This window comes from Arthrobacter sp. 2RAF22 (assembly GCF_052115325.1).
Lineage (GTDB): Bacteria > Actinomycetota > Actinomycetes > Actinomycetales > Micrococcaceae > Arthrobacter.
In genome coordinates this window covers 202,809-228,315 of the sequence record NZ_JBFRGL010000002.1, presented here as the reverse complement: position 1 = coordinate 228,315, position 25,507 = coordinate 202,809, and the positions used below count along the sequence as shown (strand labels likewise).

The 25,507-nt window shown below is 64.4% G+C and carries 20 protein-coding genes, 1 tRNA gene and 1 pseudogene; 8 read left to right on the top strand and 14 right to left on the bottom strand.

What is annotated here, in order from left to right; all coding sequences use genetic code 11:
- From AB4068_RS04510 to AB4068_RS04475, 8 genes and pseudogenes are all read right to left on the bottom strand, one after another.
- Positions 1 to 930 (bottom strand): Cgl0159 family (beta/alpha)8-fold protein, encoded by a 930-nt coding sequence (locus AB4068_RS04510; RefSeq protein WP_307052785.1) that lies wholly within the window; start codon positions 928 to 930, stop codon positions 1 to 3.
- Complete coding sequence (gene iolC, locus AB4068_RS04505; RefSeq protein WP_441432770.1) at positions 927 to 1,952, bottom strand: 5-dehydro-2-deoxygluconokinase; 1,026 nt, start codon at positions 1,950 to 1,952, stop codon at positions 927 to 929. Before iolC ends, AB4068_RS04510 begins: the two co-directional genes overlap by 4 nt.
- Positions 1,953 to 2,161: 209 nt before the next feature.
- A complete protein-coding gene (locus AB4068_RS04500) occupies positions 2,162 to 2,566 on the bottom strand; it encodes a tautomerase family protein (protein WP_441432784.1) in 405 nt (134 codons plus the stop codon).
- A gap of 299 nt (positions 2,567 to 2,865) precedes the next feature.
- Positions 2,866 to 3,768, bottom strand: a complete 903-nt coding sequence (gene sucD / locus AB4068_RS04495; RefSeq protein WP_284989645.1) for a succinate--CoA ligase subunit alpha — start codon at positions 3,766 to 3,768, stop codon at positions 2,866 to 2,868.
- A gap of 13 nt (positions 3,769 to 3,781) precedes the next feature.
- A complete protein-coding gene (gene sucC, locus AB4068_RS04490) occupies positions 3,782 to 4,951 on the bottom strand; it encodes an ADP-forming succinate--CoA ligase subunit beta (protein ID WP_284989644.1) in 1,170 nt (389 codons plus the stop codon).
- 250 nt (positions 4,952 to 5,201) lie between these two features.
- On the bottom strand, positions 5,202 to 7,748 hold the full coding sequence (gene pcrA / locus AB4068_RS04485; protein WP_441432769.1) for a DNA helicase PcrA: 2,547 nt from the start codon (positions 7,746 to 7,748) through the stop codon (positions 5,202 to 5,204).
- Between the two features lie 153 nt (positions 7,749 to 7,901).
- Positions 7,902 to 8,072 (bottom strand): annotated as a pseudogene (locus tag AB4068_RS04480) (UDP-N-acetylglucosamine 2-epimerase); the annotation flags it as partial.
- Between the two features lie 66 nt (positions 8,073 to 8,138).
- Positions 8,139 to 8,981 carry an inositol monophosphatase family protein gene (locus AB4068_RS04475; protein WP_284989642.1) on the bottom strand — a complete coding sequence of 281 codons (843 nt, stop codon included), beginning with the start codon at positions 8,979 to 8,981 and terminating at the stop codon, positions 8,139 to 8,141.
- A gap of 33 nt (positions 8,982 to 9,014) precedes the next feature.
- Between AB4068_RS04475 and AB4068_RS04470 the strand changes: the two genes are divergently transcribed.
- On the top strand, positions 9,015 to 9,641 hold the full coding sequence (locus tag AB4068_RS04470; RefSeq protein ID WP_284989641.1) for a hypothetical protein: 627 nt from the start codon (positions 9,015 to 9,017) through the stop codon (positions 9,639 to 9,641).
- Between the two features lie 63 nt (positions 9,642 to 9,704).
- On the opposite strand, the gene AB4068_RS04465 is transcribed toward AB4068_RS04470, so the two are convergent.
- On the bottom strand, positions 9,705 to 10,730 hold the full coding sequence (locus AB4068_RS04465; protein WP_332601700.1) for a hypothetical protein: 1,026 nt from the start codon (positions 10,728 to 10,730) through the stop codon (positions 9,705 to 9,707).
- Positions 10,731 to 10,901: 171 nt separating this feature from the next.
- On the opposite strand from AB4068_RS04465, the gene AB4068_RS04460 reads away from it, so the two are divergent.
- Positions 10,902 to 11,240 (top strand): hypothetical protein, encoded by a 339-nt coding sequence (locus AB4068_RS04460; RefSeq protein WP_306962957.1) that lies wholly within the window; start codon positions 10,902 to 10,904, stop codon positions 11,238 to 11,240.
- 76 nt (positions 11,241 to 11,316) lie between these two features.
- Here AB4068_RS04460 and AB4068_RS04455 read toward each other — a convergent pair whose 3' ends face one another.
- The 3 genes from AB4068_RS04455 to AB4068_RS04445 form a co-directional block, all read right to left on the bottom strand.
- Entirely contained in the window at positions 11,317 to 12,837 is a 1,521-nt protein-coding gene (locus tag AB4068_RS04455) for a putative bifunctional diguanylate cyclase/phosphodiesterase (RefSeq protein WP_284989638.1), read from the bottom strand.
- A complete protein-coding gene (locus AB4068_RS04450; protein ID WP_441432768.1) occupies positions 12,827 to 13,273 on the bottom strand; it encodes a DUF7793 family protein in 447 nt (148 codons plus the stop codon). The genes AB4068_RS04455 and AB4068_RS04450 overlap by 11 nt, the downstream gene beginning before the upstream one ends.
- A gap of 277 nt (positions 13,274 to 13,550) precedes the next feature.
- Positions 13,551 to 14,255: a DUF998 domain-containing protein gene (locus AB4068_RS04445; RefSeq protein WP_441432783.1), complete on the bottom strand. Its 705-nt coding sequence runs from the start codon at positions 14,253 to 14,255 to the stop codon at positions 13,551 to 13,553.
- A 241-nt stretch (positions 14,256 to 14,496) separates the two neighbouring features.
- Here AB4068_RS04445 and AB4068_RS04440 point away from each other — a divergent pair.
- The 6 genes from AB4068_RS04440 to AB4068_RS04415 all read left to right on the top strand — a co-directional run bounded on the left by AB4068_RS04440 (position 14,497) and on the right by AB4068_RS04415 (position 21,836).
- Positions 14,497 to 14,569 (top strand) — tRNA-Arg (locus AB4068_RS04440).
- A 1-nt stretch (position 14,570) separates the two neighbouring features.
- Positions 14,571 to 15,026, top strand: a complete 456-nt coding sequence (locus AB4068_RS04435) for a DUF6314 family protein (RefSeq protein WP_253257207.1) — start codon at positions 14,571 to 14,573, stop codon at positions 15,024 to 15,026.
- Complete coding sequence (locus tag AB4068_RS04430; protein WP_059388181.1) at positions 15,023 to 15,439, top strand: NUDIX hydrolase; 417 nt, start codon at positions 15,023 to 15,025, stop codon at positions 15,437 to 15,439. The genes AB4068_RS04435 and AB4068_RS04430 overlap by 4 nt, the downstream gene beginning before the upstream one ends.
- A gap of 147 nt (positions 15,440 to 15,586) precedes the next feature.
- The gene (locus tag AB4068_RS04425; protein WP_284989635.1) at positions 15,587 to 17,596 is read left to right on the top strand and encodes a glycosyltransferase family 2 protein; all 2,010 of its coding nucleotides are present in this window, start codon (positions 15,587 to 15,589) and stop codon (positions 17,594 to 17,596) included.
- Positions 17,593 to 20,907, top strand: a complete 3,315-nt coding sequence (locus AB4068_RS04420) for a response regulator (protein WP_441432767.1) — start codon at positions 17,593 to 17,595, stop codon at positions 20,905 to 20,907. The genes AB4068_RS04425 and AB4068_RS04420 overlap by 4 nt, the downstream gene beginning before the upstream one ends.
- The gene (locus tag AB4068_RS04415; protein ID WP_284989634.1) at positions 20,904 to 21,836 is read left to right on the top strand and encodes a GGDEF domain-containing response regulator; all 933 of its coding nucleotides are present in this window, start codon (positions 20,904 to 20,906) and stop codon (positions 21,834 to 21,836) included. The genes AB4068_RS04420 and AB4068_RS04415 overlap by 4 nt, the downstream gene beginning before the upstream one ends.
- A gap of 15 nt (positions 21,837 to 21,851) precedes the next feature.
- On the opposite strand, the gene AB4068_RS04410 is transcribed toward AB4068_RS04415, so the two are convergent.
- Entirely contained in the window at positions 21,852 to 23,765 is a 1,914-nt protein-coding gene (locus tag AB4068_RS04410) for an ABC transporter ATP-binding protein (protein ID WP_284989633.1), read from the bottom strand.
- Positions 23,762 to 25,432, bottom strand: coding sequence for an ABC-F family ATP-binding cassette domain-containing protein (locus AB4068_RS04405; protein ID WP_441432766.1), 1,671 nt, complete (start codon positions 25,430 to 25,432; stop codon positions 23,762 to 23,764). Before AB4068_RS04405 ends, AB4068_RS04410 begins: the two co-directional genes overlap by 4 nt.
- Positions 25,433 to 25,507: the final 75 nt, after the last annotated feature.

The following is a 25,507-nucleotide window of genomic DNA, read 5'->3' as shown; positions in this document are numbered from 1 at the left end:
TTACTCCGATACTTTCGCAGGTGTCTTCAGCAGCTCTGGCGTCTTCAAGAGCGAGGCGGCGGTGGCAACGGCCCCGGCCACGTCCCCGTCGGCCGGATACAAAAGGGTCCGGCCCACGGTCAATCCCTGGACTCCCGGCAGGGCAAGGGCGGCCTGCCAGCTGGCGAAGACCTCGTCCTGGCCCGCATCCGGGTCCCCACCCAACAGGACCGTGGGCAGCGTGGTGGCCGCCATGACGCGTTCCATCTCGGCCACGACAGGCAGCTTCATCCACGTGTAGGCGCTCGTCGAGCCCAGTCCTTCGGCAATCGCGATCGACTTGATCACGGCATCCGGGGAAAGGTCGTTGCGGACCCTGCCGTTCGCCTCCCGGACAGACAGGAAAGGCTCCACCATGGCGATCAGCTTGCGCGCGGCGAGGGAGTCGACGGCTTTGGCCGTGGCTTCCAGGATGTTGGCGGTGTCCGGGTCCCCGAGGCAGATCCGGGTCAGCATCTTCCCGCCGTCGGCGCCCAGGGCGTCCAGGGCCGCTGCGGTATGGCCCGTGAAACGGTCGTCGATCTCGTTGACCAGTCCGGCCAGCCCGCCTCGGTTCATCGAACCGAAGACAAGCTTGCCCTCAAGTGCCCCCAGCAGGAGCAGGTCGTCCATGATGTCCGGGCTCGCGAGCACACCGTCGACGGCGGGATTCGCCAAAGCGATCTGCAAGCGGTCCAGTAGTTCCCGGCGGTCAGCCATGGCCACCGGGTCCGAGCCGACGGAGAGGGCGCCGCGGGCCGGGTGGTCGGCCGCGACGATGAAGTTCTGGGTCCCGTACTTCAGCCCCGGGTGGCGGCGACGTGCGGCGGCGGCGCGGGCAACGGCGTCGGGATCTTCAAGCCGGATGGCACTCAGGTGCTCGTAACGGCGGGGGTCGTCATTGAAGCTCAACGTGTTGCTCCTTCGGAAACTGGCGCGTGGGAAGCTGCTGCGTCGGTGCCGGCGGGCGTCAGGCGGCCGCGTTCGGCGAGCAACGAGGTGACCTCCTCCGGCGTCGGCATCGCGTCCGCGCACGAGAGGCGTGAGGCGACAATCGCGCCGGCGGCGTTCGCGTAGTCCAGGACCTGGGCCAAAGGCCAGCCGGACAACAATCCGTGGCAGAAGGCCCCGCCGAAGGAGTCGCCCGCGCCCAGGCCGTTGACGGTCTCCACCGGGACCGGCGCGGAAACGACGCGTTCGGTACGGGTCTTGGCCATGACGCCTTCGGGGCCGAGCTTGACGACCGCGATCTCGACGCCGGCCGCGAGGAGGCGATCAGCCTGCTCGTCCGGGGTTCCTTCACCTACGGCGACAGCGCATTCCTTGTCGTTGCCGATGGCCACCGTGACGTGCGGCAGGATCTTGGCGACCTCGGCCCGGGCCTCGTCCTCGGAAGCCCAGAACATCGGCCGGTAGTCCAGGTCCAGGATGGTGTATTGGCTCTCTTTGAGTCCGGTGCGGGGGCGCGCTTCGTGGGCCGCGAGGTGGGCCGAGCGGCTCGGTTCCTGGCAGAGACCGGTCACGGTGGACCAGAAGATGCCGGCGTCCTTGATGGCCTCCAGGTCCAGTTCCTCGGCCTTGATCTGCAGGTCCGGCGCCGTCGGGAAACGGCCGTAGAAATAGAGCGGGAAATCGTGCGGAGGCTGGATCGCGCAGAACGTGGCCGGGGTCTGAAGGCCCGGCACCGGGGTGACGAACACGTCGTCGACCTTGAACTTGCGCAGTTCGCGGTGCAGGTAAATGCCGAAGGGGTCATCACCGGTGCGCGTAATCACGCCGGATCGGCGGCCGTGGCGGGCGGCGGCGACGGCCACGTTGGACGGCGAGCCGCCCAGATACTTACCGAAGGACTGCACGTCCTCCAGTCCCACACCGATGTCGTTCGGGTAGATATCAACGCTGATGCGCCCGATGGTGAGCAGTTCGTGGGTCACGGTGATCGCGGACCTTTCTGTAGTGAACTCTTCTTGCGGGACGGTGAGAGCTCCAGTGCTTTTGCCGGCCCGCAGTGAGCGGGGCCACAACCACTACTTTGCACCAGAATTCATGTCCTGTCAAAGGTTTGTACTGACATATTTACAACGAAACGTAATGGCCTAAACTGCGCAGTGATATGGACCTAAATCCGCTCCAAACGCCCGAGTTACGGCGCGGGAACGGCAAGCTCGCCAGTGACATACTGGGCCCTGCCGAAGCCAAAGGACCAGTCATCGGCAGTGTTTTCGACGTACCCCAGGAAGACATCCTCCCCAGGGACGCCGATCTCGCCGAGCCGGGCGGCGATCGCAGCGAACAAGGACTGCTTGGCTTCGCGACTTCGACCGACCTGGGTGAAGATCTGGATCATGACCACGCCGGAACTTCGCTCGAAGCCGAGTCCGGCATCCTGCGCAACGATCTGGCCCACGGGATGCTCGGTGATGATGTGGAAGTAGTCGCGCTCGGGGATGCCGTACTCGGCAAGGATGGCATCATGAATTCGCCGACTGAGTTCGCCGAGCTGCTCCGGCGTGCGGCCTTCGTTGACGTCAATGCGGACGAGGGGCATCTGCTCTCCTTTGATAGTTTGTCCTGACATACTAACAAACTATCGAATCGCGCCACAAGCTCTAGCGACAATGACGCCCCTCCCCACCGACGCCCGCTCACCTATATGGCCTTAACCGCCAACGCTCGCTCACTAGAGGTGGGCGAGCGTTGGGCGAAAAGCCTTCAAAGGTGAGCGAGCGTCGGTGCCGACCCGCCCGGACCCCAACGGTTAAACAACGACGGCGCCCGTCACCTTCACGTGGAAGGTGACGGGCGCCGCCGTACTTCAATCGCGCGGAAACCCTGCGCGGGGCATTGCTAGAGGGCTGCGAAGACCTCGCGGAGGAGCTTGGCGGTCTCGGACGGCGTCTTGCCGACCTTCACGCCTGCAGCTTCGAGAGCTTCCTTCTTGGCCTGTGCCGTACCCGCGGAACCGGAGACGATGGCGCCTGCGTGGCCCATGGTCTTGCCCTCGGGGGCGGTGAAGCCTGCAACGTAGCCGACAACCGGCTTGGTGACGTTTGCCTTGATGAAGTCGGCTGCGCGCTCTTCGGCGTCGCCACCGATTTCGCCGATCATGACGATTGCCTTGGTCTCCGGGTCAGCCTCGAACGCGGCCAGGGCGTCGATGTGCGTGGTGCCGATGACGGGGTCGCCACCGATGCCGATCGCGGTGGAGAAACCGAGGTCGCGCAGTTCGTACATCATCTGGTAGGTCAAGGTACCGGACTTGGAGACCAAGCCGATGGGGCCCTTGCCCGTGATGTTTGCCGGGGTGATGCCAACCAGGGCTTCGCCCGGGGTGATGATGCCGGGGCAGTTCGGGCCGATGATGCGGGTGATCTGCTTGCCGTCAGCGTCCACCGTGGCCTGGGCGAGTGCCCAGAACTCGGCGGAGTCCTGAACCGGCACGCCTTCGGTGATGACAACAACCAGGCCGATTCCTGCTTCGATGGCTTCAACTACGGCGGCCTTGGTGAATGCCGGCGGAACGAAGACGATCGAGACGTCGGCGCCGGTCTCCGCAATGGCTTCCTTGACGGTGCCGAAGACGGTGATTTCCTTGTTGCCGTGCAGCACCGTGGTGCCGGCCTTGCGGGCGTTGACGCCGCCGACGATGTTGGTGCCGGCCTTGAGCATCAGGGCGGTGTGCTTGGTGCCTTCGCCGCCGGTGATGCCCTGGACGATGACCTTGGAGTCCTTGTTGAGGTAGATAGACATAGTCTTGCGTCCCTTACTTCGCTGCGTTGGCGAGCTCGGCGGCCTTGTCGGCGCCCTCGTCCATGGTGGCTGCCAGGGTAACCAGCGGGTGGTTGGCCTCGGCCAGGATGCGGCGGCCCTCTTCGACGTTGTTGCCATCGAGGCGGACAACCAGCGGCTTGTTGGCATTGGAGCCAAGCTCGGCCAGTGCACCGACGATGCCCTTTGCCACAGCGTCGCACGCGGTGATGCCACCGAAGACGTTCACGAATACGCTCTTGACCTGCTCGTCACCAAGGATGACGTCCAGGCCAGCGGCCATGACCTCAGCGGAAGCTCCACCGCCGATGTCCAGGAAGTTGGCCGGCTTGACGTTGCCGTGGTTCTCGCCTGCGTAAGCGACGACGTCGAGGGTGGACATCACAAGACCGGCGCCGTTGCCGATGATGCCGACCGAGCCGTCAAGCTTCACGTAGTTGAGGTCCTGAGCCTTGGCCTTGGCCTCGAGCGGGTCGGCTGCGTCCTTGTCCTCAAGTTCACCGTGGTGAACGTGGCGGAAGCCGGCGTTCTCGTCGAGCGAGACCTTGCCGTCAAGGGCAACGATGTCGCCAGCGCCGGTCTTGACCAAGGGGTTCACCTCAACAAGGGTTGCATCTTCCTTCTTGAAGACGTCCCAGAGCTTCAGGATGACGGAAGCAACCTTGCCACGCAGTTCTTCGGAGAAACCGGCAGCGGCGACGATTTCGTCGGCCTTGGCCTGGTCGATACCGACGGCGGGATCGATGGCGACCTTGGCGAGGGCCTCGGGGCGCTCAACAGCAAGCTGCTCGATTTCCATGCCGCCTTCAACCGAGCACATGGCCAGGTAGTTGCGGTTGGCCCGGTCCAGCAGGACGGAGAAGTAGTATTCCTCAGCAATGTCGGCGCCCTGGGCGATCATGACCTTGTTGACGGTGTGGCCCTTGATGTCCATGCCAAGGATGTTGGTGGCGTGTTCAAGCGCTTCGTCAGCGGACTTTGCGACCTTGACACCGCCGGCCTTGCCACGGCCACCGACCTTTACCTGCGCCTTGACGACGGTTACGCCGCCGATGCTCTCGGCAGCAGCCTTTGCTTCTTCAGGAGTGTGCGCCACGATGCCGGCGAGCACGGGTACACCGTGCGCTTCGAACATATCGCGCGCCTGATATTCAAACAGGTCCACGGTTTAGTGTCCTTCTACGTCGAAGTAGTTTCTGTACAGCCGGAAACCACGGTGACCGCGAAAACCGGCTGCGGATAGGTGCGCATCGAACGGCTGCCAAGCAGCCGGTCACATTGCGCAAGTTCCTCTCGAACTTTAGCCCCCCGGGGAGGCCAGCCGGTTCTACAGTACCTGTTAAGTGAGTAAGCACACACTTCTATCGACCGTAGAAAAACCCCTATATGACGCGGTTTTCCGGCTTCAAGAGCCGCTACGAATCCAGTTTGGTCAGCGGCGCGTAACGCAAGAGCAGCCGTTTCTCGCCGACGTCGAACTTCACCTTCGCCACGGTCTTGTCCCCGGCGCCTTCGACGCCGATCACGGTGCCGTTGCCGAAGCTCGTGTGGTTCACTTTGTCCCCCACGACGACGGCGACCACTTCCTTTTGCGGCTGGACACGATTGCGTACGACGGCGGCCGGCACGTCCGCGTTGAAGCCCGCCGTATCGCTGGCTGCGGCCCCGCGCGAGGTTCCGGCACCCCAGAAGGAGCCCCCGTAACGCCCGGAACCGATGGGGGCGTTCCCCCAGCCGCTCATTTGGCGGGAGGTGCCCTCGCGTTTCCACTCCACGAGACCGGTAGGGATCTCCTCGAGGAACTGGCTGGCAGGGTTGTATTGGCTCTGGCCCCACATGCTGCGAACTTCCGAGCGGGTCACGTAAAGGCGCTTCCGTGCACGGGTGAGGCCCACATAGGCCAGGCGACGCTCTTCCGCCAGTTCCTTGGGATCGGTTGCGGACCGCTGATGCGGGAAAAGTCCGTGTTCCATACCGGTCAGGAAGACAACGGGGAATTCCAAGCCCTTGGCCGTGTGGAGCGTCATGAGCGTGACGACGCCCATCCGCTTGGCCTCTGCGACGGCGGCGGCTGCGTCCTCGGAGGATCCTTCGGGAGCGTCCGGGATCTGGTCGGCGTCGGCTACGAGGGAGACTTGCTCCAGGAATTCACCCAGTGAGCCTTCGGGGTTGTCGCGCTCGTATTCCCGCACCACCGCCACGAGTTCGGCGAGGTTTTCCACGCGGGATTCGTCCTGCGGATCGGTGCTGGCGCGGAGCCCGGCAAGGTACCCGGTCTGTTCCAGTACTGCTTCCAAAGCTGCCGCAGCCCCGGAACCCGAAGCCACTTCGGCCAGGTCATCCAGGAGTTTCACAAAGCCTAGGACCGCGTTCACGGAGCGGGTGGCCATGCCGGGAGCCTGGTCCGCCTTGCGCGCCGCAGTCATGAACGACGTGCGTTCGCGCTCGGCGAGCGCCGCGACGGCGCCTTCGGCACGATCACCGATTCCCCGCTTGGGTTCGTTGAGGACGCGACGCAAATTGACGTCGTCGTCCGGGTTCACCAGGACGCGAAGGTACGCGAGGGCGTCCTTGATTTCCTTGCGCTCGTAGAAGCGGGTGCCGCCCACCACTTTGTACGGCAGTCCGACGCGGACCAGGACGTCTTCAATGGAGCGGGACTGGGCGTTGGTGCGGTAGAAAATGGCGACGTCGCCGGGACGCAGGCCTTCCTCGTCCTGGAGCCGGTCAATCTCCTTGGCGATGAACTGGGCTTCGTCGTGCTCGTTCTCGCCTACGTAGCCGATGATCTTCTCGCCGTCGCCCTCGGCCGTCCAGAGTTTCTTGTCCGGGCGGTTGGGGTTGCGCGAAATAACGGAGTTCGCCGCGCTCAGGATGTTCTGGGTGGAGCGGTAGTTCTGCTCCAACTTGATGGTGCGGGCTTCCGGGTAGTCCTTCTCGAATTCGACGATGTTGCGGATGTCCGCACCGCGGAACGCGTAGATGGATTGGTCGGAGTCGCCGACGACGGTCAGCTCGCTCGCCTGAGGACCCTCACCGACGATTTCGCGGACCAATGCGTACTGTGCGTGGTTGGTGTCCTGGTATTCGTCCACGAGGACGTGGCGGAATCGACGGCGGTAGGACTCCGCGAGCGCGGGGAAGGCCCGGAACATGTAGACGGTCTGCGCAATGAGGTCGTCGAAGTCCATGGCGTTGGCCTGGCGCAAGCGCTGGGTGTAGCCCTTGAAGACCTCGGCAACGGCTTGTTCGAAGGGTTCGTTGTAGTTGGCGCTTGAGGCGAACGCGTCGTCATCGATGAGCTCGTTCTTGAGGGCCGAGATCTTGTGCTGGATCGCTTTGGGCGCGAACTTTTTGGGATCGAGGTCCAGGTTCTTCGCTACGAGCGTGATGAGCCGCAGGGAGTCTGCGGAATCGTAGATGGAGAAGTTGGAGTTCAGCCCCACGTTGGTAGCTTCACGGCGCAGGATACGCACGCAGGAGGAGTGGAACGTCGAGATCCACATGGACTTGGCACGGGCACCCACCAGGGCTTCGATGCGTTCCCGCATTTCCGCGGCCGCCTTGTTGGTGAAGGTGATAGCCAGGATCTCGCCGTGATGGGCCCGCCTGGTGGCGATCAGGTACGCAATGCGGTTCGACAGCACGCGGGTTTTGCCCGAACCGGCCCCGGCCACGATCAGCAAAGGGCTGCCGGCATGTTTGACGGCTTCCTCCTGCTGGGGGTTCAACCCTTCGAGCAACGCCTCCGCAGACGGCAGGCCCGAGTGGCCGCCGTCTTGCCCACCGCCGGGCTTGCCGGCCCAGGACGCACCCCCACCGGGCGCACTACCACCGGGCGCACTACCACCGGGCGCAGCGCCGCTTCCGGCGCGTGAAAGCATGGCCGGAGCGGCTTTGGTGGCAGCTCGGCTTGCCGCTTTGAAGGGGCCATCAGCGTACGGGTCAAACAACATATCCATGGTGTTTACCAGTCTAGGCGGTGGCCCTGACACTGATGGACCCGCATGTCCTTCCCCGGGCTGCGTCAAAAAAGTGTTCGGTCGGAAAATACCGCGGCTCCGAAGTGCCCTCCCAATCATGCTTCTTGGGAGCTACGAGTTCGTTGGGTCGCCGGCTTCCTCTGAAAAGGTTGAATTCAGGTTGCCGCTGCGCAGTCCGGCCTTGAGGTGGACCACCGGAATTCCCTGGTAGAACGCCGCCAGCCCCGCGGCATGCTGCCCGGTCACTGCTACTGGCGCCTTGTAACGGCCGGTTGCACGCAAGGCCTGGACCAGCGGCGCCATCTTGATGGCCTCCGGACGGGTCCCGTAAACGAGCAGGACAGTGCGGTTGCCAAGGGAGGCGCATCCTCAAGCGAATTGCGGCACCGAGGTGAGCGCCGCACGCAACTCCCGGACCGCCGTCGGGCCCCCCGCGAGGAACCAGTCCAGGCCGTTGACGCGCACGACGTCGGTGTCCCCGCCGGCCGCGCGGACGATCGCCTTGCCGGGGAGCCAGTCCCACTCGGGGCAGCTGTGTTGGAACCAGCAGCCCAGTTCGCCGTCGGCCACCCGGCCGAGATCGCAAGAGCCGGAACCGAACATGCGCAATGAAGCTGCCGACACCGCTGCAGCATGCCAGGGCATGGCGGCTCGGGGATCGGCGAGCCACGTGGGGTGGATGTAGGTCGCGGCACCGAGTTCACTTAGGGCAGCACCCGACGGTCCCGGAATCCGTTCGTCGTTGAGGGTCGCGGGATGCCCTTCGCCGCCGGTCCAAAGCTTGTCGAGCTCCGGTTGATAGATGGCCCCGAGAATGACGTCGGCATCCGAGGCGGTCCCGGGTGATGCCGTGCCCTCGCGTTTCAAGGCGATCGCGGAGCACCAATAGGTGGAGCCGTGCAGGAAATTGTAGGTACCGTCCACGGGATCGATCACCCAGGTGCGGCCGCTTCTTCCAGCCACCGAGCTTCCTTCTTCACCCAGGATGCCGTCGTCGGGGCGGCAACGGCGCAGTTGCTCAAGGACGTAGGCCTCGGCCGCATGGTCCGCGGCGGTCACCACGTCCGAAACCGAGGTCTTCCGTTCGCCTTGCAGGCCGCCCATCCGCATCAGCAGGGCAAGCTGCCCGGCTTCCCGGACCAGGGCGGCAGCGAGTTCGTAGTCGTCGAGCGATGGATCAAGTTCTGTGGCGGAGTGCCTGCCAGTGGTCATGGGTCCAGCTTATGTGGCGGGATAATGAATGACATGGCCAAGACCCCAGCCCAACGCATCAAGAAGCACGGCGCCAATGCCGCTCTCCCCCAGCACCACTTGCCGTCGGTGATCAATCCCACCACCCAGCGGTCGCCCGAGAAGGCCCAGAACAACGGCCGCCTCATAGTGATTGCCGGGGTCGTGGCCAGCCTTTTCCTGTTTTGGTATGTGCACCTGCTGACCCTGAACCAGATGACCCAGTTGTCCGGCGGCATGGCCATGCCCGATTCCCTCATCGGCGGGTTCTCCACCGATTACGTCCACCAATTGCATGGCGCCATGACGGACGACGCCCGCGGACAGCTCAGCTACATCCACAAGACCGCCGGAACCCTGTTTCCGCTGATCTTCGGTTTCACCTGGCTTCTGCTCATCGGCACCAATGTGGCCGGAAAGGCACTGCGCTGGACGCTGTGGGCTGCTCCCCTGCTGTTCGCCGTGGTCCGTTTGTGGAGCAACGTGGCGGTGGACGCCGCGCTGGGATCGGCAACGCCCGACGCCGGCCAGGTGGCTTTGGCTTCCACGCTCACCGTTGTGGGCTGGGTACTGTTCCTGCTGAGCCTTGCGGCCGGCGGCGCGGCTGTGTTTGTGGGGCGGCGGCGTTCGAAGAGCGCCTAGCAGAAGCGCCGAACGCAGCCAACGCCCGCACGCGCTAACCCGGCCCAGAATCGGGCCTCCGAATCAGGCCCCCGGCTCAAGCATCTCCCGGGCTTGGAGGGCACGCTGGTGGGCGCCGGCTTTCTCGAAGCGATCGGCCGCTTCGACCAGGCTTTCTTTCGCCGCCTGCTTGTTCCCGGTACCGGCTTGGGCCCGCGCCATCAAGAGGAATACCTCGCCTGCCATCTGCGCGGGCAGTTGGTCAGCGCTGCGACTGATTTCGTTCAGCAGCTCAAGCGCCGCCCCGGCGTCTCCTGCCAGGTAGTTCCAATGCGCGCGGTTGAGGCGAAGCAGGAGAATTTCCTCTTCGCTGCCGCCGACGACATCCGTGGCAAGCTCCGCCCGTTCAATGCACCGAAGGGTGGCCGCATCGGCCACTTCAGCGGCCAGCCTCATCGCGGCCGAGGCTTTGTTGAACTTGGCCCAGACATCAAGGTTCCGCGAAGGGGAAAAGGTTTCCGCGGCAAGCTCATGGTAGTGGAGGCCTTCAGCTACCTTGTCGCAGAGGAACGCCACATTCCCGATGACCCAGTACGCCTTGCCGGCCAACTGGTCATCCATTTCATCAGAAATTCTCGCCGAGAGGGACAGGCACTCCTCCCACGCCTCCTCCAGTTTGCCGGACTCGCCAAACGCGGCGATCAGTGCCTGCCGCGCATGGACGTCGATTTCCATGTCTGCGTCATCATCGACCAGTCCAACTGCCGACGCCGCAGCCGAGGTGGCCATCTCCAACAGCCCTTCGCCCCGAAGGGAGTTCGCCATCAAGATGAGTGCCCGGGCCCGGTGCTGGGGTGAGGCCTCAGCCAACGATGCCTCGGAAAGGGATCTCGCCAGCGCAGTGCTGGCAGCGAAATCACCTGCGTCGAGAAGATTCTCTGCTTGAAGGAAAGTCATGTTCCACCATCCGGCGGAATCGCCCTCATCGAGGGCAATATCGGCGGCCGAGCGCGCACCATCGGCAGCCTTGGCGAAGTCATGGCTGGCCCGGTGACCCCTCGCTTGCAGTTCCGCAGCGGCGTACGACGGCGCAACCTTCTTTTCTCCCATGGCTCCATTATGTCCCTGAGACACTCCGCCCATGATTCGGGCGAGCGTTTAGCATGTTTCTCCACCGTCCGGACGGACACTGATGACACGGCGTGTCGTTACTCTTATAATGAGCGTGCTTCACTTCGTTCACTCCAGTCGCATCAGTCACATATCATCAGGAGCTTTCGCATGAAAAGAACTCTCGCCGCGCTCCTCGCGGCAGCAGCAATCTTGCTCGCAGGAATTACCGGCTCGGCAGCTGTGTCCGCCAGCAGCCAGAGCCCCTCACAGGATTCGTCCATAGCCACGGGCTGGTGGCCGAACTTCGCACAGAACTCGGCGGAGGCTACCGGCTGGTGGCCCAACTTCGCACAGGATTCGGCCCAGGCCACCGGCTGGTGGCCCAACGCCACCACCCAGAACTCGGCAGAGGCCACTGGCTGGTGGCCGAACTCCACCACTCAGGGTTCGCCTCAGGCGACTGGCTGGTGGCCGAACTCCGCCACCAACTCCACTCCCTCCAACTAGCAATACCTGAAAGGCACCGGACCTAAGGTCCGGTGCCTTTCCGCTGCCCGTCTTCCGTTGCCGGGAGGAGGCATGCTCAGGTGCCTCGCAACAGTTCCGCGAATTTATCCGCCGCCATGGGCCGGCCAAAGTAATACCCTTGGCCACTGGCGCAGCCCAGGCGGGCAAGCTCAGCCGCCTGCTCCGCCGTTTCGATACCCTCGGCAACAGCCTGCATCCCGCAGGCGTGAATGAGCTGGAGAACAGCCGCCACAAAGGCCCGCTCCTTGTCGTCCGTGCCCAGCCCTTGGATGAGGGAGCGGTCAATCTTGACCACGTTGACGGGAAGGCTGCGCAGGTAGCTGATGGACGAATAGCCAGTCCCGAAGTCGTCGATTTCCAGCCGGATACCGAGTCGCCGGAGGCCGGTCAGAGAGTATTTGTCGATGTCGCTTCCGTTCACGGCCATTGACTCCGTGAGCTCGATGACCAGCTTGGATGCCTCCACTCCGGTTTCGGCGAGCACTTCCCGCACATGCTCGATCAATTCCAGGCTTTGCAATTCGGTGGTGGAGATATTGACCCGCATGCTGAAGTCTTCGTCCATGCCCGGACCGTCCTGCCACTCGCGCAATTGCTGCATCGCCCGCCGGAGAACCCAATAGCCAAGATCGATGATGATGCCGGTTTCCTCGGCCAACGGGATGAATGCATCCGGCATCAACAATCCCCTATCGGGGTGGTTCCACCGCACCAGCGCTTCAGCGCCTTCAATCCGCCCCGAGGCCAACTCGACAACAGGCTGGAAATGGAGGACCAGCTGATCTGTCCGGATGGCTTCACGCAGTTCCGAGATCATGAGTCCTTGGAGCCGGCGCGCGTACAACAAAGCCGGTTCGAAAACCCTGACGCTGCTCCCCTGCTCGGCCTTTGCCGCATACATCGCCGTGTCGGCTTCCATGACGAGGTCGTCCACGGACTGCCCTGGTTCGGCGACCCGGAGCCCGATGCTCGTTCCACAGATGATCCGGACTTCGCCGATGTCGATGCTCTCACCCACGGCCCGAAGGATCCGCTTGGCAACGCCACGCGCATGCGCCGCATTGGATTTGGGCAGCATCACGGCAAATTCGTCCCCGCCGAGCCTCGCCACCATGTCAGTGTCGCGGACCGCTGCGAGCAAGCGCCTGGCGGTAACCTTCAAGACGGTATCCCCGGCGCCGTGCCCCAGAGTGTCGTTGATCCCCTTGAATGAGTTCAAGTCCAAAACGAGCAACGCGGGCGGGAGCTCACCCCGCTCGGATTCGACGAGTTCATGGTTCAGCGCCCTTTCGAGTGCCGTGCGATTCGCCAACTGGGTCAGCGGATCAGTGAGCGCCATCCTTTCGAGTTCGATCTGGGCCTCGCGCAGCATGGCAGTCCGGCTTTCGACCCGCTCCTCGAGCTCCTGGTAAATGGCTTGAAGATCGTCGGCCATGAGGTTGATCCCGGTGATGACTGCAGCCACTTCGTCCCGCGGGCCGGAGACCGGGATCCTCGTGCTGAGGTCTCCGTCCGCGATCCGGACCACCCCTTCAACGAGGGCAAGCAGCCGCGGGTCCTGGGGCTCATGATTCACGGTGGTGCTCTCTCAACCAGTCACGGGCTTCCGCCTCGGACGTGAAGAACCGTCCCGGAAGGGAGCCTGGCTTCGCGCGAAGGAGAAAGTGTGCAATCACCCGGTCCACCGGGCTCTCCCCCAAGAGGGCGCAGGCCGAAATAGCCACGGAATTCGTGTAGGTCAGGCGCGCGTCGTCGGTGACGGACAGTACTCCGGTCACCCTGAGCAGAAGCGGGAGCCGCCGTCCGTCCGCAAACATACGAACGGCCGCCGCGGCCGCCTGGGCTTCGGGTGAGCGGACCACGCTGTTCGGTGGCAGGGTGACCTCGATAATGCCGTCCTCCGCCAAGTCAACGGTGATCTGATCGGCAGGGACTATCACGTCTTCAGGCGAAGCATCCAGGGCATCATCGGGAATCCGCGCATCCCGGGCGGGGAGTGTCTGGGAGCTCATCGCCGCGCCACCTGCCGCCGTCGGGCGATCGGCCCGCGAAGGTCCCGAAGGCCATTACCCGAGGGGTGGGATGCTGCCTTTATGGGGGATGTATCGCCTGCGTGTCCCGGACGACGCAGAACAAGCTGATGAGTCATGGGTCCTATGTTCTGCCGTGTCGGTCAATCTAATCTGCGCCAAGACTGCATGGAACCCTCAGCCCGGCGCCATTCCGGTGAGTGCACTCATGATAATGCAAAGATTGCCCACCCGCTGACATGAGGCTACCCGCGAAAACTCATCGTTTCGCAAGCCGCGCCGCCGTTCGCCGTACTTCCCGGACCCGTTGCGCCACCACAAGTCCCGCGGCGGAAAATCCGATCGTGACCGGATAGGCCATCAGTCGTTCCAGGGTTCCCGGTTCGGGGACATCCATCCGTGTCAGGCCGCCGACCACCAGGGCGCCCAGCGTCAACGTCCCGCACGCCAGGATGAACCAGCTCATCGCTGTATGCGGCAGCCAGAGCAGCCCGAGGAGCAACAGTGCGAATGCTCCACCGATAAAGAACATCAGGGCGCCCGCAAGATGGAAGGGAGAACCCAGGTCTTCCGGCACAAACCCAACAACCACAGTTCCCAGCCCGGAGATACCTGCCAGGAACCGGACCGCGACGGCGGTGGGCCGCGCTTTGCGGTAGGCGGCACCCTGCAGGATCCGCACGCCGGGACGGGCCGCAATGCACAGGAGCGCCGAACTCAGCAGGATCGCCCCGAAAAGCATGCCCAGGCCCTGCACGACGAAGGAGGCATTCATGAGCAGATGCAGGGGCGAACAGACGTCGCGGTGCTCGTAGACCCCGCACTTGAGCGCGCCAAGATCACTGATGAACCCGGTCCGGCGGTCGTAGGGTCCGGGGCCCCGCCAGGCTTCGATCACCGCCGATTCGGCCACGAAATACTGCACCACGCTCAACTGGGCCCAACCGCCGATGTTCGAGCGGATGGTGCCGAGCTCCGGGAGGTGGCCGCCGTGGGCGGCCGCCGTGGGCGGCCGCCACGGTCATTTGCTCTCGCATGCGGGCCAGCCTAACGCCAGCACCCGCATGCGGTGCCGCGTGCGCCGCCGCCGGTGTTGCCGGGCAGCGCGTGTTGCCGGCGTCGGTGTTCGAGGGCCGCCCCGGTAGCTTGTATGCTTGTATGCGTGCCCGGCGAGCGGCTCCCAGGAGCTTCCAGCACGCGCACAGGCCCTCGTAGCTCAGTGGATAGAGCACGGCTCTCCTAAAGCCGGTGTCGTTGGTTCGATTCCAATCGAGGGCACTTGAAAGACCAGCTGCGCGAATCGTCTCCGACGCAAGACCTGCGGGCTTACCTGCTGGGCAGCTGGACCGTGGAACGGTCCCTGTGGGACCGGGCGGGCGGCACCCGCGGTACCTTTGCCGGCGTCGTGCGCTATTCGGAAACCCCCGACGGCGGTCTCTTCCTTCGCGAAGACGGCACCATGACCTGGCCCACCCACACCGGCCCCGCCTTCCGCGAATACCTCCTGCGGCCTTCCGACTCCCCCGAAGCCATGGATGTCTACTTCCCTGATGGGAAACCGTTCCACCGCATGAGCTTCCGCGACCACGCCAACCAGGACACCCACTGGTGCGATCCCGATGACTACAAAGTCAATTACCTCTGGGGCGGGCCGGATGCCTTCAGCTACGCCTGGGACGTGCACGGACCAGCCAAGGACTTGCTGCTCGAATCCCGGCTAAGGAGAGAGACATGACCAGCAACAGTCCAGCCAAGGACCTGATAGTAGTCAGCGCGGTCTGCGTCTACGACGACGCCGGACGGCTGTTGACCGTGCGCAAGCGCGGCACGGACAAGTTCATGCACCCCGGCGGCAAGCCCGAGCCAGGTGAAACCGCGGCGGAGACGGCATCCCGCGAGCTGGCCGAGGAAGTCGGAATCGAGATCGACCCGGCCGACCTTGAGGCCTTGGGGAGTTGGCTCGCCGTCGCCGCCAATGAGGCCGCGACTGACATCGAGGCCACCGTCTTCACCGCACCGGGCACGTGGGAAGCCCGCCCTTCGGCCGAGATCGCAGAGATCCGGTGGTTGGATCTCTCTGCTGAACTTCCGGACGATTTGGCTCCGCTCCTGACGGACCACGTCCTGCCCCTGCTCGCGAAAAAGTAGGCCTTCCCGCTCCCGGAAAAGCCATGCGTGTCGGGGCCTGAACTTCCCTGTTTTGCCATGAAAATCCGGTGAGAACTGGCTATAGTGATCGCACAGTTTGTTTTAACTTGATACAGGCTGCATTGTCAGATCCAGCTGGGGGATCGCATGCAATCTCTTGAACAGCGCCGACGCGTCCGGGGGGACGTCGGCGGAGAACGTCCGCAGTTCCGTGACACTCCTGTGGAGGTCAAGGCGTACTCGACGGCCGGAATGGCCGGCTGGGCGGCGCAACTGGGTTCTCCCGCGCCCGAAGCTCCCCGTTCCCGCAGAATGGCCAGGACCGGCGGGATAGCTGCGATAGCAGCGTTGTTGCTCTACCTGACGTGGCGGGTCGCATTCACCATGCCGCTTGGTGGCGGGGATCTTGTCATAGCGTGGACGCTGGTGACGTTTGAGGCCCTTCCCCTGATAGGGCTGGTCCTGAAATCCATCACTCTGTGGAACATCGACTGTTATGCGCCTGAGCCGGTTGCCCAAGCTCCCAATGGCATGAAGGTCGCCGTGCTGATCCCCACGTATAACGAGCCGGTCGAAGTCCTTGCGCCCACCATCGCCGCGGCCTGCGCGCTTCAACCGCGCCACGAAACGTGGGTATTGGATGATGGAAGCCGCCCGTGGGTTGCCGAGATGTGCGCATCCTTCGGTGCAAGAGTGGTCACCCGCGCCGAGCACGACCATGCCAAGGCGGGCAACATGAACCATGCATTGGATTTGATGGCTGCGGAGGAAGCAGCCGGAAAAGACCCAATAGACATCATTGCCGTGCTCGACTGCGATCACGTGCCCCTCCCAACATTCCTGACGGCCACCTTGGGTTGGTTCGCCGACGAGGAAATCGCCCTCATCCAGGGGCCGCAGGCGTTCTACAACTCAGGAGCCTTCGACGACGACGGCATCTCCGGCGAACAGGGATTGTTCTTCAACGTCCTGATGCCTTCGCGCAATGTTCCCGGTGCAGGACCTTTCTGGTGCGGGTCAACCTCGCTGCTCCGGATCAAGGCGCTTCGCGAGGTAGGTGGAGTAGCCACCGAGACCATCACCGAAGACATGCACACCACCCTCAAGCTCATCCGGCTCGGGTGGAAGACCGTGTACCACCACCAGACCCTGGCAGTTGGCCTGGCCCCGGCAACGGCCGATCAATACCTGCTGCAGCGCAGACGCTGGGGCATGGGCGCGATGCAGATCCTGACCTACGAGCGCCTTTGGGCGGCCAAGAGCTGGATGACCTGGCGGAACTTCCACGAATACATCAACGGAACCTTATGGTGGCTTGAGGGCATTGCCACCTTGATTGCCTTCATCATCCCCATGGCGGTCATGGTCTCCGGCGCGCAGACCTCCACCGCCGGGCCCGTTGAGTTCACCCTTGCCTTCGCCGCCATGTTCTGGGTGCGTTTGTGGGGCGCCAAGAGGCTCATGCGCCACCAGATCCACTGGCCGACGGCGTTCGCCCTGCGGATTTTCCGGGTTCCTGTCGGGATGGCCTGCCTTTGGTGGCTCGTTTCCCGGAAGTCCTTGGAGTTTCAAGTCACCCCGAAAGGCGCCGCGGAACTTCGACTCCGCGGAAGGGCCCCGCGGATCCTCATTGTGCTGATTGTCATCGTGGGCGCGATTATTCTCTATGCGACGGCCGGAGTCCTCGGTTGGGTGCCCTGGCGGACGAGTCCTGGCTCCACGATTGCCGCCGGAGTCTGGCTGGTGCTGGCGGGGGTTGTCTTGGTGCTGGGGACGCTCCGGATCAGGGCCGCCGAATTCGCCACATCACGCAGGAGCGCCCACCGGGTCACCGTCAAGGTACCTGTCACGGTTTCCGGGGTCCCGGGCCAACTGCTGGACATTTCCATGGGAGGCGCCGCAGTCCGGGTCGGGGCGGACGCGCTGCCGGAATCAGGCCGCGTACTCTTGGAACTCCCGGGAGACGCACGGATCCCCCTGGATATCGTCCGGGTGTGGTCTAGTTCGAAGGGAGAATACACTGCTTCGCTACGGGTTCGTGACCGCGACTGGGAGGCGTACCGCAGGCTCTCGCTCTGGCTGTTTCATACTCCCGATAACGCACTGCCCGGCTTTCCTCCCGGGGTCCCTGCCGTCGCAACCCGCGAGTCGGCATGAACGGCCACGCCTTGCGTAGGCCCGCCCTCGCCTGGACTGTTATCGTCACCGCTGCGGCAGTGGCCATCCTGGCGGCGATCCTCGGCGCAAACCAAGGGACGTCCGGGGCCCAGTCAGCCGGTGACCTCGCCATCCTGGCAGCATCGCTGCTCGCCACAGCCAGTTGTGCATGGGCGGGGCGGCGCAAGGATGAAAGCGCCCGTGCGTGGCGGGTCATGGGCCTAGCCACGCTGATCTGGACCACCGGACAAGCGATCTGGACCTTCTACGGCTTGACGCTCGATCACGACTACCCCTACCCCTCCGTGGCCGACGCCGCTTTCGTCGGCTATTCGATCCCTGCCGCCATAGCCCTCTACTTGTTCCCTCGTCCCCGGGTCTCCTCGGTTGCTTTCCTGCGTGCACTCCTGGATTCGGCAGTGATTGCGTCCGCAGTGCTGTTCATGAGCTGGGCTACCGTCCTCGGCTCCATGTACAAGGCCGAAGGGCAGGAGACCCTCGTCCACCTCACCGGCCTCGCGTATCCGGTTGCCGACATTGCGATGGTCTCCATCGTCCTCATGCTCACCATGCGGAGGGCACCAGGGGAACGCCTCAGGTGGGTCTGCCTGGGTGGCGGACTCCTCGTCCTTGCGATCACTGACAGTACGTACGTGGACCTGACGTCCGAGGGCGTCACAGGTCTCACCGGAACTCCCCTGGCGGCAGGCTGGATCACGGCGTTCCTGCTGATAGCCCTCGCCCCGCTGGTCCCCTACGCCCCGCGTCCCCGGACGGAGCGGCGCCTCTACACCTTGGCCCTGGAACTGCTCCCCTACGTCCCTGTCCTGGGTGCCGTGATGGTGGCGCCCATACGGGTCGGGCGTCCCGGGGACCCCTTCCTCCAGGCCGTGGGGCTCACTGCCCTGGCCCTGGCCATCACCCGCCAGATTCTGATCATCCTCGAGAACATCAACCTCACGCGGGATCTCGAATCCAAGGTTGCCGAGCGTACAGCGGAACTTGAAGGTCTCGGCGCGATCGTCAACTCCTCAGCGGATGCAATCGTGGGCAAGTCACTGGACGGTGTCATCACCAGCTGGAATCCCGGAGCCGAACGGATCTACGGATACAGCGCCGCCGAGGCAATCGGCAGGCATGTTTCCTTCATCATTCCGGACGAACTTCAGGAGGAGGAAGAAGAGCTCTTGGCGGGCATCCGGGCCGGCGGGGAAACCCACAGCTACGAAACAGCACGGGTCCGCATCGACGGCTGCATCGTTCCCGTTTCCCTGACGATGTCTCCGATCCGCGGCACCGGCGGCATCCGCGGAGTCGCCACGATCGCCCAGGACATCACCGAACGCAGGATCGCCCAGGCCGAGTTGGTGACCGCCCGGGAAGCCGCCGAGGAAGCCAGCCGCTTGAAGTCGGAGTTCCTCGCGACGATGAGCCATGAGATACGCACGCCGATGAACGGAGTGATCGGGCTGACCGGATTGTTGCTGGACACCCCCTTGGAGGAAACCCAGCGCCAATATGCCGAAGGCGTCAAGGGTGCGGGCGAATCCCTGCTGTCCTTGATCAATGACATCCTGGACTTCTCGAAACTCGAAGCAGGCAAGGTCGATCTGGACCCTGCTCCCTTCAATCCACGCACCTTGGTGGAGGAACTCGCGGTCCTCCTTGCCGAGGCCGCACAGGCCAAAGGCCTGGAGCTGATTGCGTACTGCCGCCCGGAGGTTCCGGCGATGCTGGTGGGCGACGCCGGCCGCATCAGGCAGATCCTGCTCAACCTGGCCTCGAACGCCGTGAAGTTCACTCCCTCAGGGGAAGTTGTCATCAGCGTGAAGCTCGTGAAGCAAGAATCCGCGAACGTTCGTGTACGCTTCGAGGTCCGCGACACCGGGATCGGGATCGATGCGGCAGACCACCACAGGCTCTTTGAGTCGTTCTCGCAGGCCGATGCCTCCACTACCCGGCGGTACGGCGGGACCGGCCTTGGACTGGCGATCTCACGGAGGCTTACAGAGGTAATGGGCGGCGAAATCGGGGTGGACAGTTCCTTGGGCAACGGGAGCACCTTCTGGGCCACCCTTCCCTTGGCAGTGAGCGAAGCTGCGGCAGCTCCGGCGTCGATCTCGCCCGACCAGCTCACGGGACTCCGGGTCCTTGTGGTGGATGACAACTCGACCAACCGATTGGTGCTCGAGGGGCAATTGGCTGGCTGGCGGATGAAACCGGAAGCTGTCAGCGACGCCCAACAGGGCCTGGACCGCTGCCGCGAAGAGGCCGCCGCCGGACGTCCCTTCGATATTGCGGTGCTCGACATGTGCATGCCGGACATGAACGGCTTGGAGCTGGCACACCAGCTGAGCACCGACGTCGCGCTCGCATCCACCCGGATCATCATGCTGACGTCCACCATGAATGTGGACAAAGCCGAACTCGTGGCCGCCGGGGTCCAGGAATGGCTGACCAAGCCGGTGCGCAGCTCCGAGTTCTACGACCGCCTCATGCGTCTTGTCGCGGCCCGCCCGCTCGCGGCTCCCGTGGTCCTTCCAGCCATCCCGGTGACCATCAGCCAGCCTTCGCGCGGCCTGATTCTCGTCGTCGAGGACAACGAGGTCAACCAGCTCGTGGCCCGCAGCATGGTTGCGAAGCTCGGGTACGAGGCCGACGTCGTAGCTGATGGCAGCGAAGCAGTCGCCGCCACTGCGGCCACCGAGTATGCCGCGGTCCTGATGGACTGCCATATGCCCGTCATGGACGGATTCGAGGCCACCAAAGCCATCCGGGCACGGCACGATGGGCGCAGGCGGCTGCCGGTCATTGCGATGACGGCAGGCGCACTCGATGAGGATCGTGAGCGCTGCCTTGCGGCCGGCATGGACGATTATCTGACCAAACCGGTGGACGTGGACAAATTGGAGCGGGTTCTCTCGCGATGGATCCCGGAAACATCGAAGGAAGGCGGCGGCACTGTCCTCGACCCCGCGAGGCTGGAAACGTTGCGTGACCTCGGTCCGGCAGACGGGCTCGGGTTGCTGCCCGCCGCCGCCCAGGCCTTCAGGCAAGACATCCAACCGAGCCTGGAGGCACTCCGCCACGCTTTGGACAACGGAAGCCGAGACACTTTCAGGCACGTTGCCCACAAGCTAAAAGGAGCCGCAGCCAACATCGGGGCCGCCCGCGCGGCACGGATGTGCGAGGAATTGGAACGCAGCTCATCAAGCGGCGGGCCCGTCGATCCCGCGCTCCTGGCCGGCCTTGAGGCCGAACTGGGACTTGTTGACAAAGCGTTGGACCACGCTCTGTCGGTGGCCTCGTGAAGGTCCTGGTGGCGGACGACGATTTCGGTTCGCGTCTCGTGGCGAAGGCGGCAGTGGAGCAGTCCGGCCACGAATGCATCGTGGCCGCGGACGGCAACTCCGCTTGGGAGCTGTACAGGCAACATCGGCCGCAAGTTGTGGTGACTGACCTGATGATGCCCGGGCTCAACGGACTGGAACTCTGCCGCGCCATTCGCAGCGCGGAAGAGGACTCCTACACCTACCTTGTCCTTGTCACCTCGAAAGATTCACGCGAGGACGTCGTCGCGGGCATGCAGGCCGGTGCTGACGACTACGTGGCCAAGCCGCTTGACCCGTTCGCCCTGCATACCCGGCTGCTCGTGGCTCAAAGGGTGACTTCGCTGCACACCGATCTTGCACGCTACCGTGCCGCGCTCGCGGAGCAAGCGCGCACCGATCCCCTGACGAAGCTCCACAACCGGCTGAAGCTCTCGGAGGACCTGGAACAGCTGCACCACAGATGCGCCCGTTACGGAACGGACTACAGCCTGGCGATCTGCGACGTGGACAACTTCAAGAGATATAACGATCTTTATGGCCACCAGGCCGGAGATCTCGCATTGCAGTCGGTTGCGGCCTCCCTTGCCGCCCAAGGGCGCGAAAGCGACGGAATCTACCGCTTCGGCGGGGAGGAATTCCTCTTCCTGTTGCCGGGCCAGACGGTATCCGGCGCAGAAGCCAGGCTCGCCCGCGCTCTGGAGGCCGTGCGGGAGCTGGGCATCGCGCACTCAGGTAACCCCTCGGGTACCCTGACCTTGAGCGCCGGTCTCTCGGCCTTTGTGCCCGGCCATCGCGTCAGCAGCGAGCGGCTCCTCAAAGAGGCCGATATGGCGCTGTACGCCGCCAAGTCCGCCGGCAGGAACCGCGTGGAAGTGGCCCCGGAAGTCCGTCAACACACCAGGAGCTGAAGCCCGGCACCGTGCCTACAGCTCCGGAACAGCTTCCTGTGCCACAGCCGTCGCCTCAGCGAACTGAGTGTTGTACAACTCTGCGTAGCGCCCGTCTGCGGCGAGGAGCTCTGCGTGCGTGCCGCGCTCAATGATCGATCCGTCCTCCACCACCAGGATCACGTCGGCGGCCCGGATGGTGGAGAGCCGGTGGGCGATCACGACGGCGGTGCGTCCCTCGAGTGCCTCGCCCAAGGCCGCCTGGACCGCGGCTTCGCTGGTGGAATCCAAGGCTGCCGTTGCTTCGTCGAGGATGACGACCCTGGGTTGGGCGATGAGGAGGCGTGCGATGGTGAGCCGCTGGCGTTCTCCTCCGGAAAGGCGGTAGCCGCGCTCCCCCACCACGGTCTCCAGGCCATCCGGCAAGGAACGGACCATCGCTTCGAGCCTGGCGCGCCGGAGCACGTCCCACATTTCCTCGTCCGTCGCTCCCGGCCGGGCCAACCGCAAGTTGGAGGCGATGCTTTCATGGAAGAGGTGGCCGTCCTGCGTGACCATGCCCAGGGTCGCCCGGAGGGAATCGAACGTTGCGTCCCGGATATCCAGGCCGGTACCTCGCCCATGCCCGCCCAATCGCACGGCGCCGGAGTCGACGTCGTACAGCCGGGACAGCAGCTGGGCCACGGTGGACTTGCCCGCGCCGGAGGACCCCACGAGCGCAACGGTCTGCCCGGGCTCCACGCGGAAGCTGATTCCGTGCAGGACCTCCTCGCCGCCGCGGGTATCAAGCGTCGCCACTTCCTCCAGCGAGGCAAGGGACACCTTGTCCGCGGACGGATAGGCGAAGCGGACGTCGTCGAACTCCACCGCAACAGGGCCCGAAGGCACCGCGACGGCGTCGGGCTTCTCCTGGATGAGCGGCTTGAGGTCCAGGATCTCGAAGACCCGCTCGAAGCTGACCAGCGCGCTCATGACCTCAACGTGGGCACTGGACAGTGCGGTAAGCGGCGCATACAGGCGGGTAAGCAGCAGCGCCAGTACGACGACGTCGCCCGCGGCCAGTTGCCCGCTCAGCGCAAGCCAACCGCCCAGTCCGTAAACGAGTGCGAGGGCCAGGGCGGAAACGAGGGTCAGTGCGGTGATGAACGTGAACTGCAACATGGCGGTGCGGACGCCGATGTCACGCACACGGCCGGCGCGCAGGGCGAACTCGGCGGACTCTTCGTCCGGGCGGCCGAACAGTTTGACGAGCGTGGCGCCGGGTGCGGAGAACCGCTCCGTCATTTGGGTTCCCATGGCCGCGTTGTGGGACGCGGCTTCACGACGGAGGTCGGCCAGCTTGGAGCCCATGCGGCGTGCGGGAATGAGGAAGATCGGCAGCAGCACCATCGCGAGGACGGTGACGAGCCAGGACGTGTTGAGCATGACAATGAGGGTCAGCGCCAAGGACACGACGTTGCTGACTACACCGGAGAGAGTGCCCGCGAACGCCGACTGGGCTCCGATGACGTCGTTGTTGAGCCGGCTGACGAGGGCTCCGGTACGGGTCCGGGTAAAGAAGGCGATGGGCATGCGCTGCACATGGTCGAACACCCGCGTCCGCAGGTCGACAATCACGCCTTCGCCGATCACGGAAGACAGCCACCGGGTCAGTAGTCCCACTCCGGCGTCGGCGACGGCCACGGCAGCGATGAGCGCGGCCAGCCCGACCACGACGTCCACGCCCGCATGGGCGATGATCGCGTTCACCACTTTGCCGGCCAGCACCGGGGTGGCCACGGCAAGGAACGCACCAGCGATGGAGGCCAGCACGAAGGCGATCAGCTTGTTGCGGTGCGGTTTCGCGAAAGCGAGCACGCGCCGGATGGTTTCCCGCGAGAACGGCTGGGAGCCGCTCTTGGCGCGGGTGATGTTGTAGAGCGAGCGCCAGGCGACGCCATCCATGCTCATGGCTTGTGATTCCCCATTCCGGAAGTGTGGTGCAGTTCGGTCACGGTGCCGTTGTCAAGGTGCCAGCGGGAATCGAGCCGGACGTTTTCGAGCAAGCGGCGGTCGTGCGTGACTAGCAGGAGCGCGCCTTCGTAGCCGTCAAGCGCATCCTCGAGCTGTTCGATCGCCGGCAGGTCGAGGTGGTTGGTGGGTTCGTCCAGGACAAGCAGGTTGACGCCGCGGGCCTGCAGCAGCGCGAGCGCCGCGCGCGTGCGTTCGCCCGGGGACAAGGAATCCACGGTCCGGGAGGTGTGGTCCGCCTTGAGGCCGAACTTGGCCAGCAGGGTACGCACATCCGCGGAGTTCCAGTCGACCAGGACAGATTCGACGGCGTCTGCCAGGGTAAGGTGCCCAGCCAGCAGTCCGCGGGCTTGGTCGATCTCGCCGATCGCCACGGATGCACCCATGGAGGCATCTCCGGCGTCGGGCTGTTGAATCCCGAGCAACAGCCGCAGGAGGGTGGACTTTCCCGCGCCGTTGGGTCCCGTGATGCCAATGCGTTCGCCGGCGTTGAGCTGGAGGTTGACGGGTCCCAGCGTGAAGTCGCCCTGGTGTGCCACGACGTCGCGCAAGGTTGCGACGACGGAGCTGGAGCGCGCAGCCTGGCCGATGCTGAACTGCAGCTGCCATTCCTTGCGCGGCTCTTCCACCTCGTCGAGCCGGGCGATGCGGGATTCCATCTGCCGGACTTTCTGGGCCTGCTTTTCCGAAGACTCAACGCTCGCGGCCCTGCGGATTTTGTCGTTGTCCGGGCTCTTCTTCATGGCGTTGCGGACGCCCTGCGAGCTCCATTCGCGCTGCGTCCGGGCCCGGGATACGAGATCCGCCTTGGTGTTGGCGAATTCCTCGTAGCGTTCGCGGGCGTGCCGCTTTGCTACCGCCCGCTCTTCGAGGAAGGAATCGTAACCGCCGTCGTAGACGGCCACGCTGTTCTGGGCCAGGTCCAGTTCCAGCACCTTGGTGATGCAGCGCGCCAGGAACTCGCGGTCATGCGAGACCAGCACCGCGCCGCCTCGAAGGCCTTGGACGAACGATTCAAGCCGGGCCAGTCCGTCGAGGTCCAGGTCATTGGTGGGTTCGTCGAGCAGCACGACGTCGAAGCGGCTCAGCAGGAGCGCAGCCAAGGCAACGCGGGCGGCTTGCCCGCCGGACAGGCCCGTCATAAGCGCATCGGGACCCGATTCGAGGCCAAGTTCCGCCAGCACCGCGGGGATCCGGTCTTCCAGGTCCGCGGCACCCGATGCCATCCAGCGGTCAAAAGCCAGGGAGTACGCGTCGTCGGCCTCCGCGGTTCCGGCTGCGAGCCCCTCGGCTCCGGCCTCCATCTCCTCAGTGGCCTGGGCGCAACCAGTGCGGCGGGCAATGTAGGCGGCGACGGTTTCGCCTGGGGTGCGTTCGTGTTCCTGGGGCAGCCAGCCGACAAAGGCGTCGCTCGGAGCGAGGCTGACCGTGCCCTCCTGGGGACGGTCGGCTCCCGCGAGGATGCGCAGCAGGGTGGATTTCCCGGCGCCGTTGGCGCCGACGACGCCCACGACGTCTCCTGGCGCGACGGTGAGGGAGAGCTTCGAGAACAAGGTGCGGTGACCGTGGCCGCCGGAGAGCTCTTTGGCGACAAGCGTTGCAGTCATTGGTCTATCCTCTCACTGCTCCGCTCCTGAGCGGAAAGGCCGGCCACGCGAAAGGGCGGCCGTGCGAATACCCTG

What these genes read in the sequence shown, in the direction of transcription:
- AB4068_RS04405 (WP_441432766.1), bottom strand. Translation starts at nt 25,432, where the DNA reads ATGACTGCAACGCTTGTCGCCAAAGAGCTCTCCGGCGGCCACGGTCAC.
- sucD (WP_284989645.1), bottom strand. Translation starts at nt 3,768, where the DNA reads ATGTCTATCTACCTCAACAAGGACTCCAAGGTCATCGTCCAGGGCATC.
- pcrA (WP_441432769.1), bottom strand. Translation starts at nt 7,748, where the DNA reads ATGGATATGTTGTTTGACCCGTACGCTGATGGCCCCTTCAAAGCGGCA.
- AB4068_RS04460 (WP_306962957.1), top strand. Translation starts at nt 10,902, where the DNA reads ATGAAAAGAACTCTCGCCGCGCTCCTCGCGGCAGCAGCAATCTTGCTC.
- AB4068_RS04465 (WP_332601700.1), bottom strand. Translation starts at nt 10,730, where the DNA reads ATGGGAGAAAAGAAGGTTGCGCCGTCGTACGCCGCTGCGGAACTGCAA.
- AB4068_RS04450 (WP_441432768.1), bottom strand. Translation starts at nt 13,273, where the DNA reads ATGAGCTCCCAGACACTCCCCGCCCGGGATGCGCGGATTCCCGATGAT.
- AB4068_RS04425 (WP_284989635.1), top strand. Translation starts at nt 15,587, where the DNA reads ATGCAATCTCTTGAACAGCGCCGACGCGTCCGGGGGGACGTCGGCGGA.
- AB4068_RS04475 (WP_284989642.1), bottom strand. Translation starts at nt 8,981, where the DNA reads ATGACCACTGGCAGGCACTCCGCCACAGAACTTGATCCATCGCTCGAC.
- AB4068_RS04500 (WP_441432784.1), bottom strand. Translation starts at nt 2,566, where the DNA reads ATGCCCCTCGTCCGCATTGACGTCAACGAAGGCCGCACGCCGGAGCAG.
- AB4068_RS04430 (WP_059388181.1), top strand. Translation starts at nt 15,023, where the DNA reads ATGACCAGCAACAGTCCAGCCAAGGACCTGATAGTAGTCAGCGCGGTC.
- AB4068_RS04470 (WP_284989641.1), top strand. Translation starts at nt 9,015, where the DNA reads ATGGCCAAGACCCCAGCCCAACGCATCAAGAAGCACGGCGCCAATGCC.
- AB4068_RS04420 (WP_441432767.1), top strand. Translation starts at nt 17,593, where the DNA reads ATGAACGGCCACGCCTTGCGTAGGCCCGCCCTCGCCTGGACTGTTATC.
- AB4068_RS04410 (WP_284989633.1), bottom strand. Translation starts at nt 23,765, where the DNA reads ATGAGCATGGATGGCGTCGCCTGGCGCTCGCTCTACAACATCACCCGC.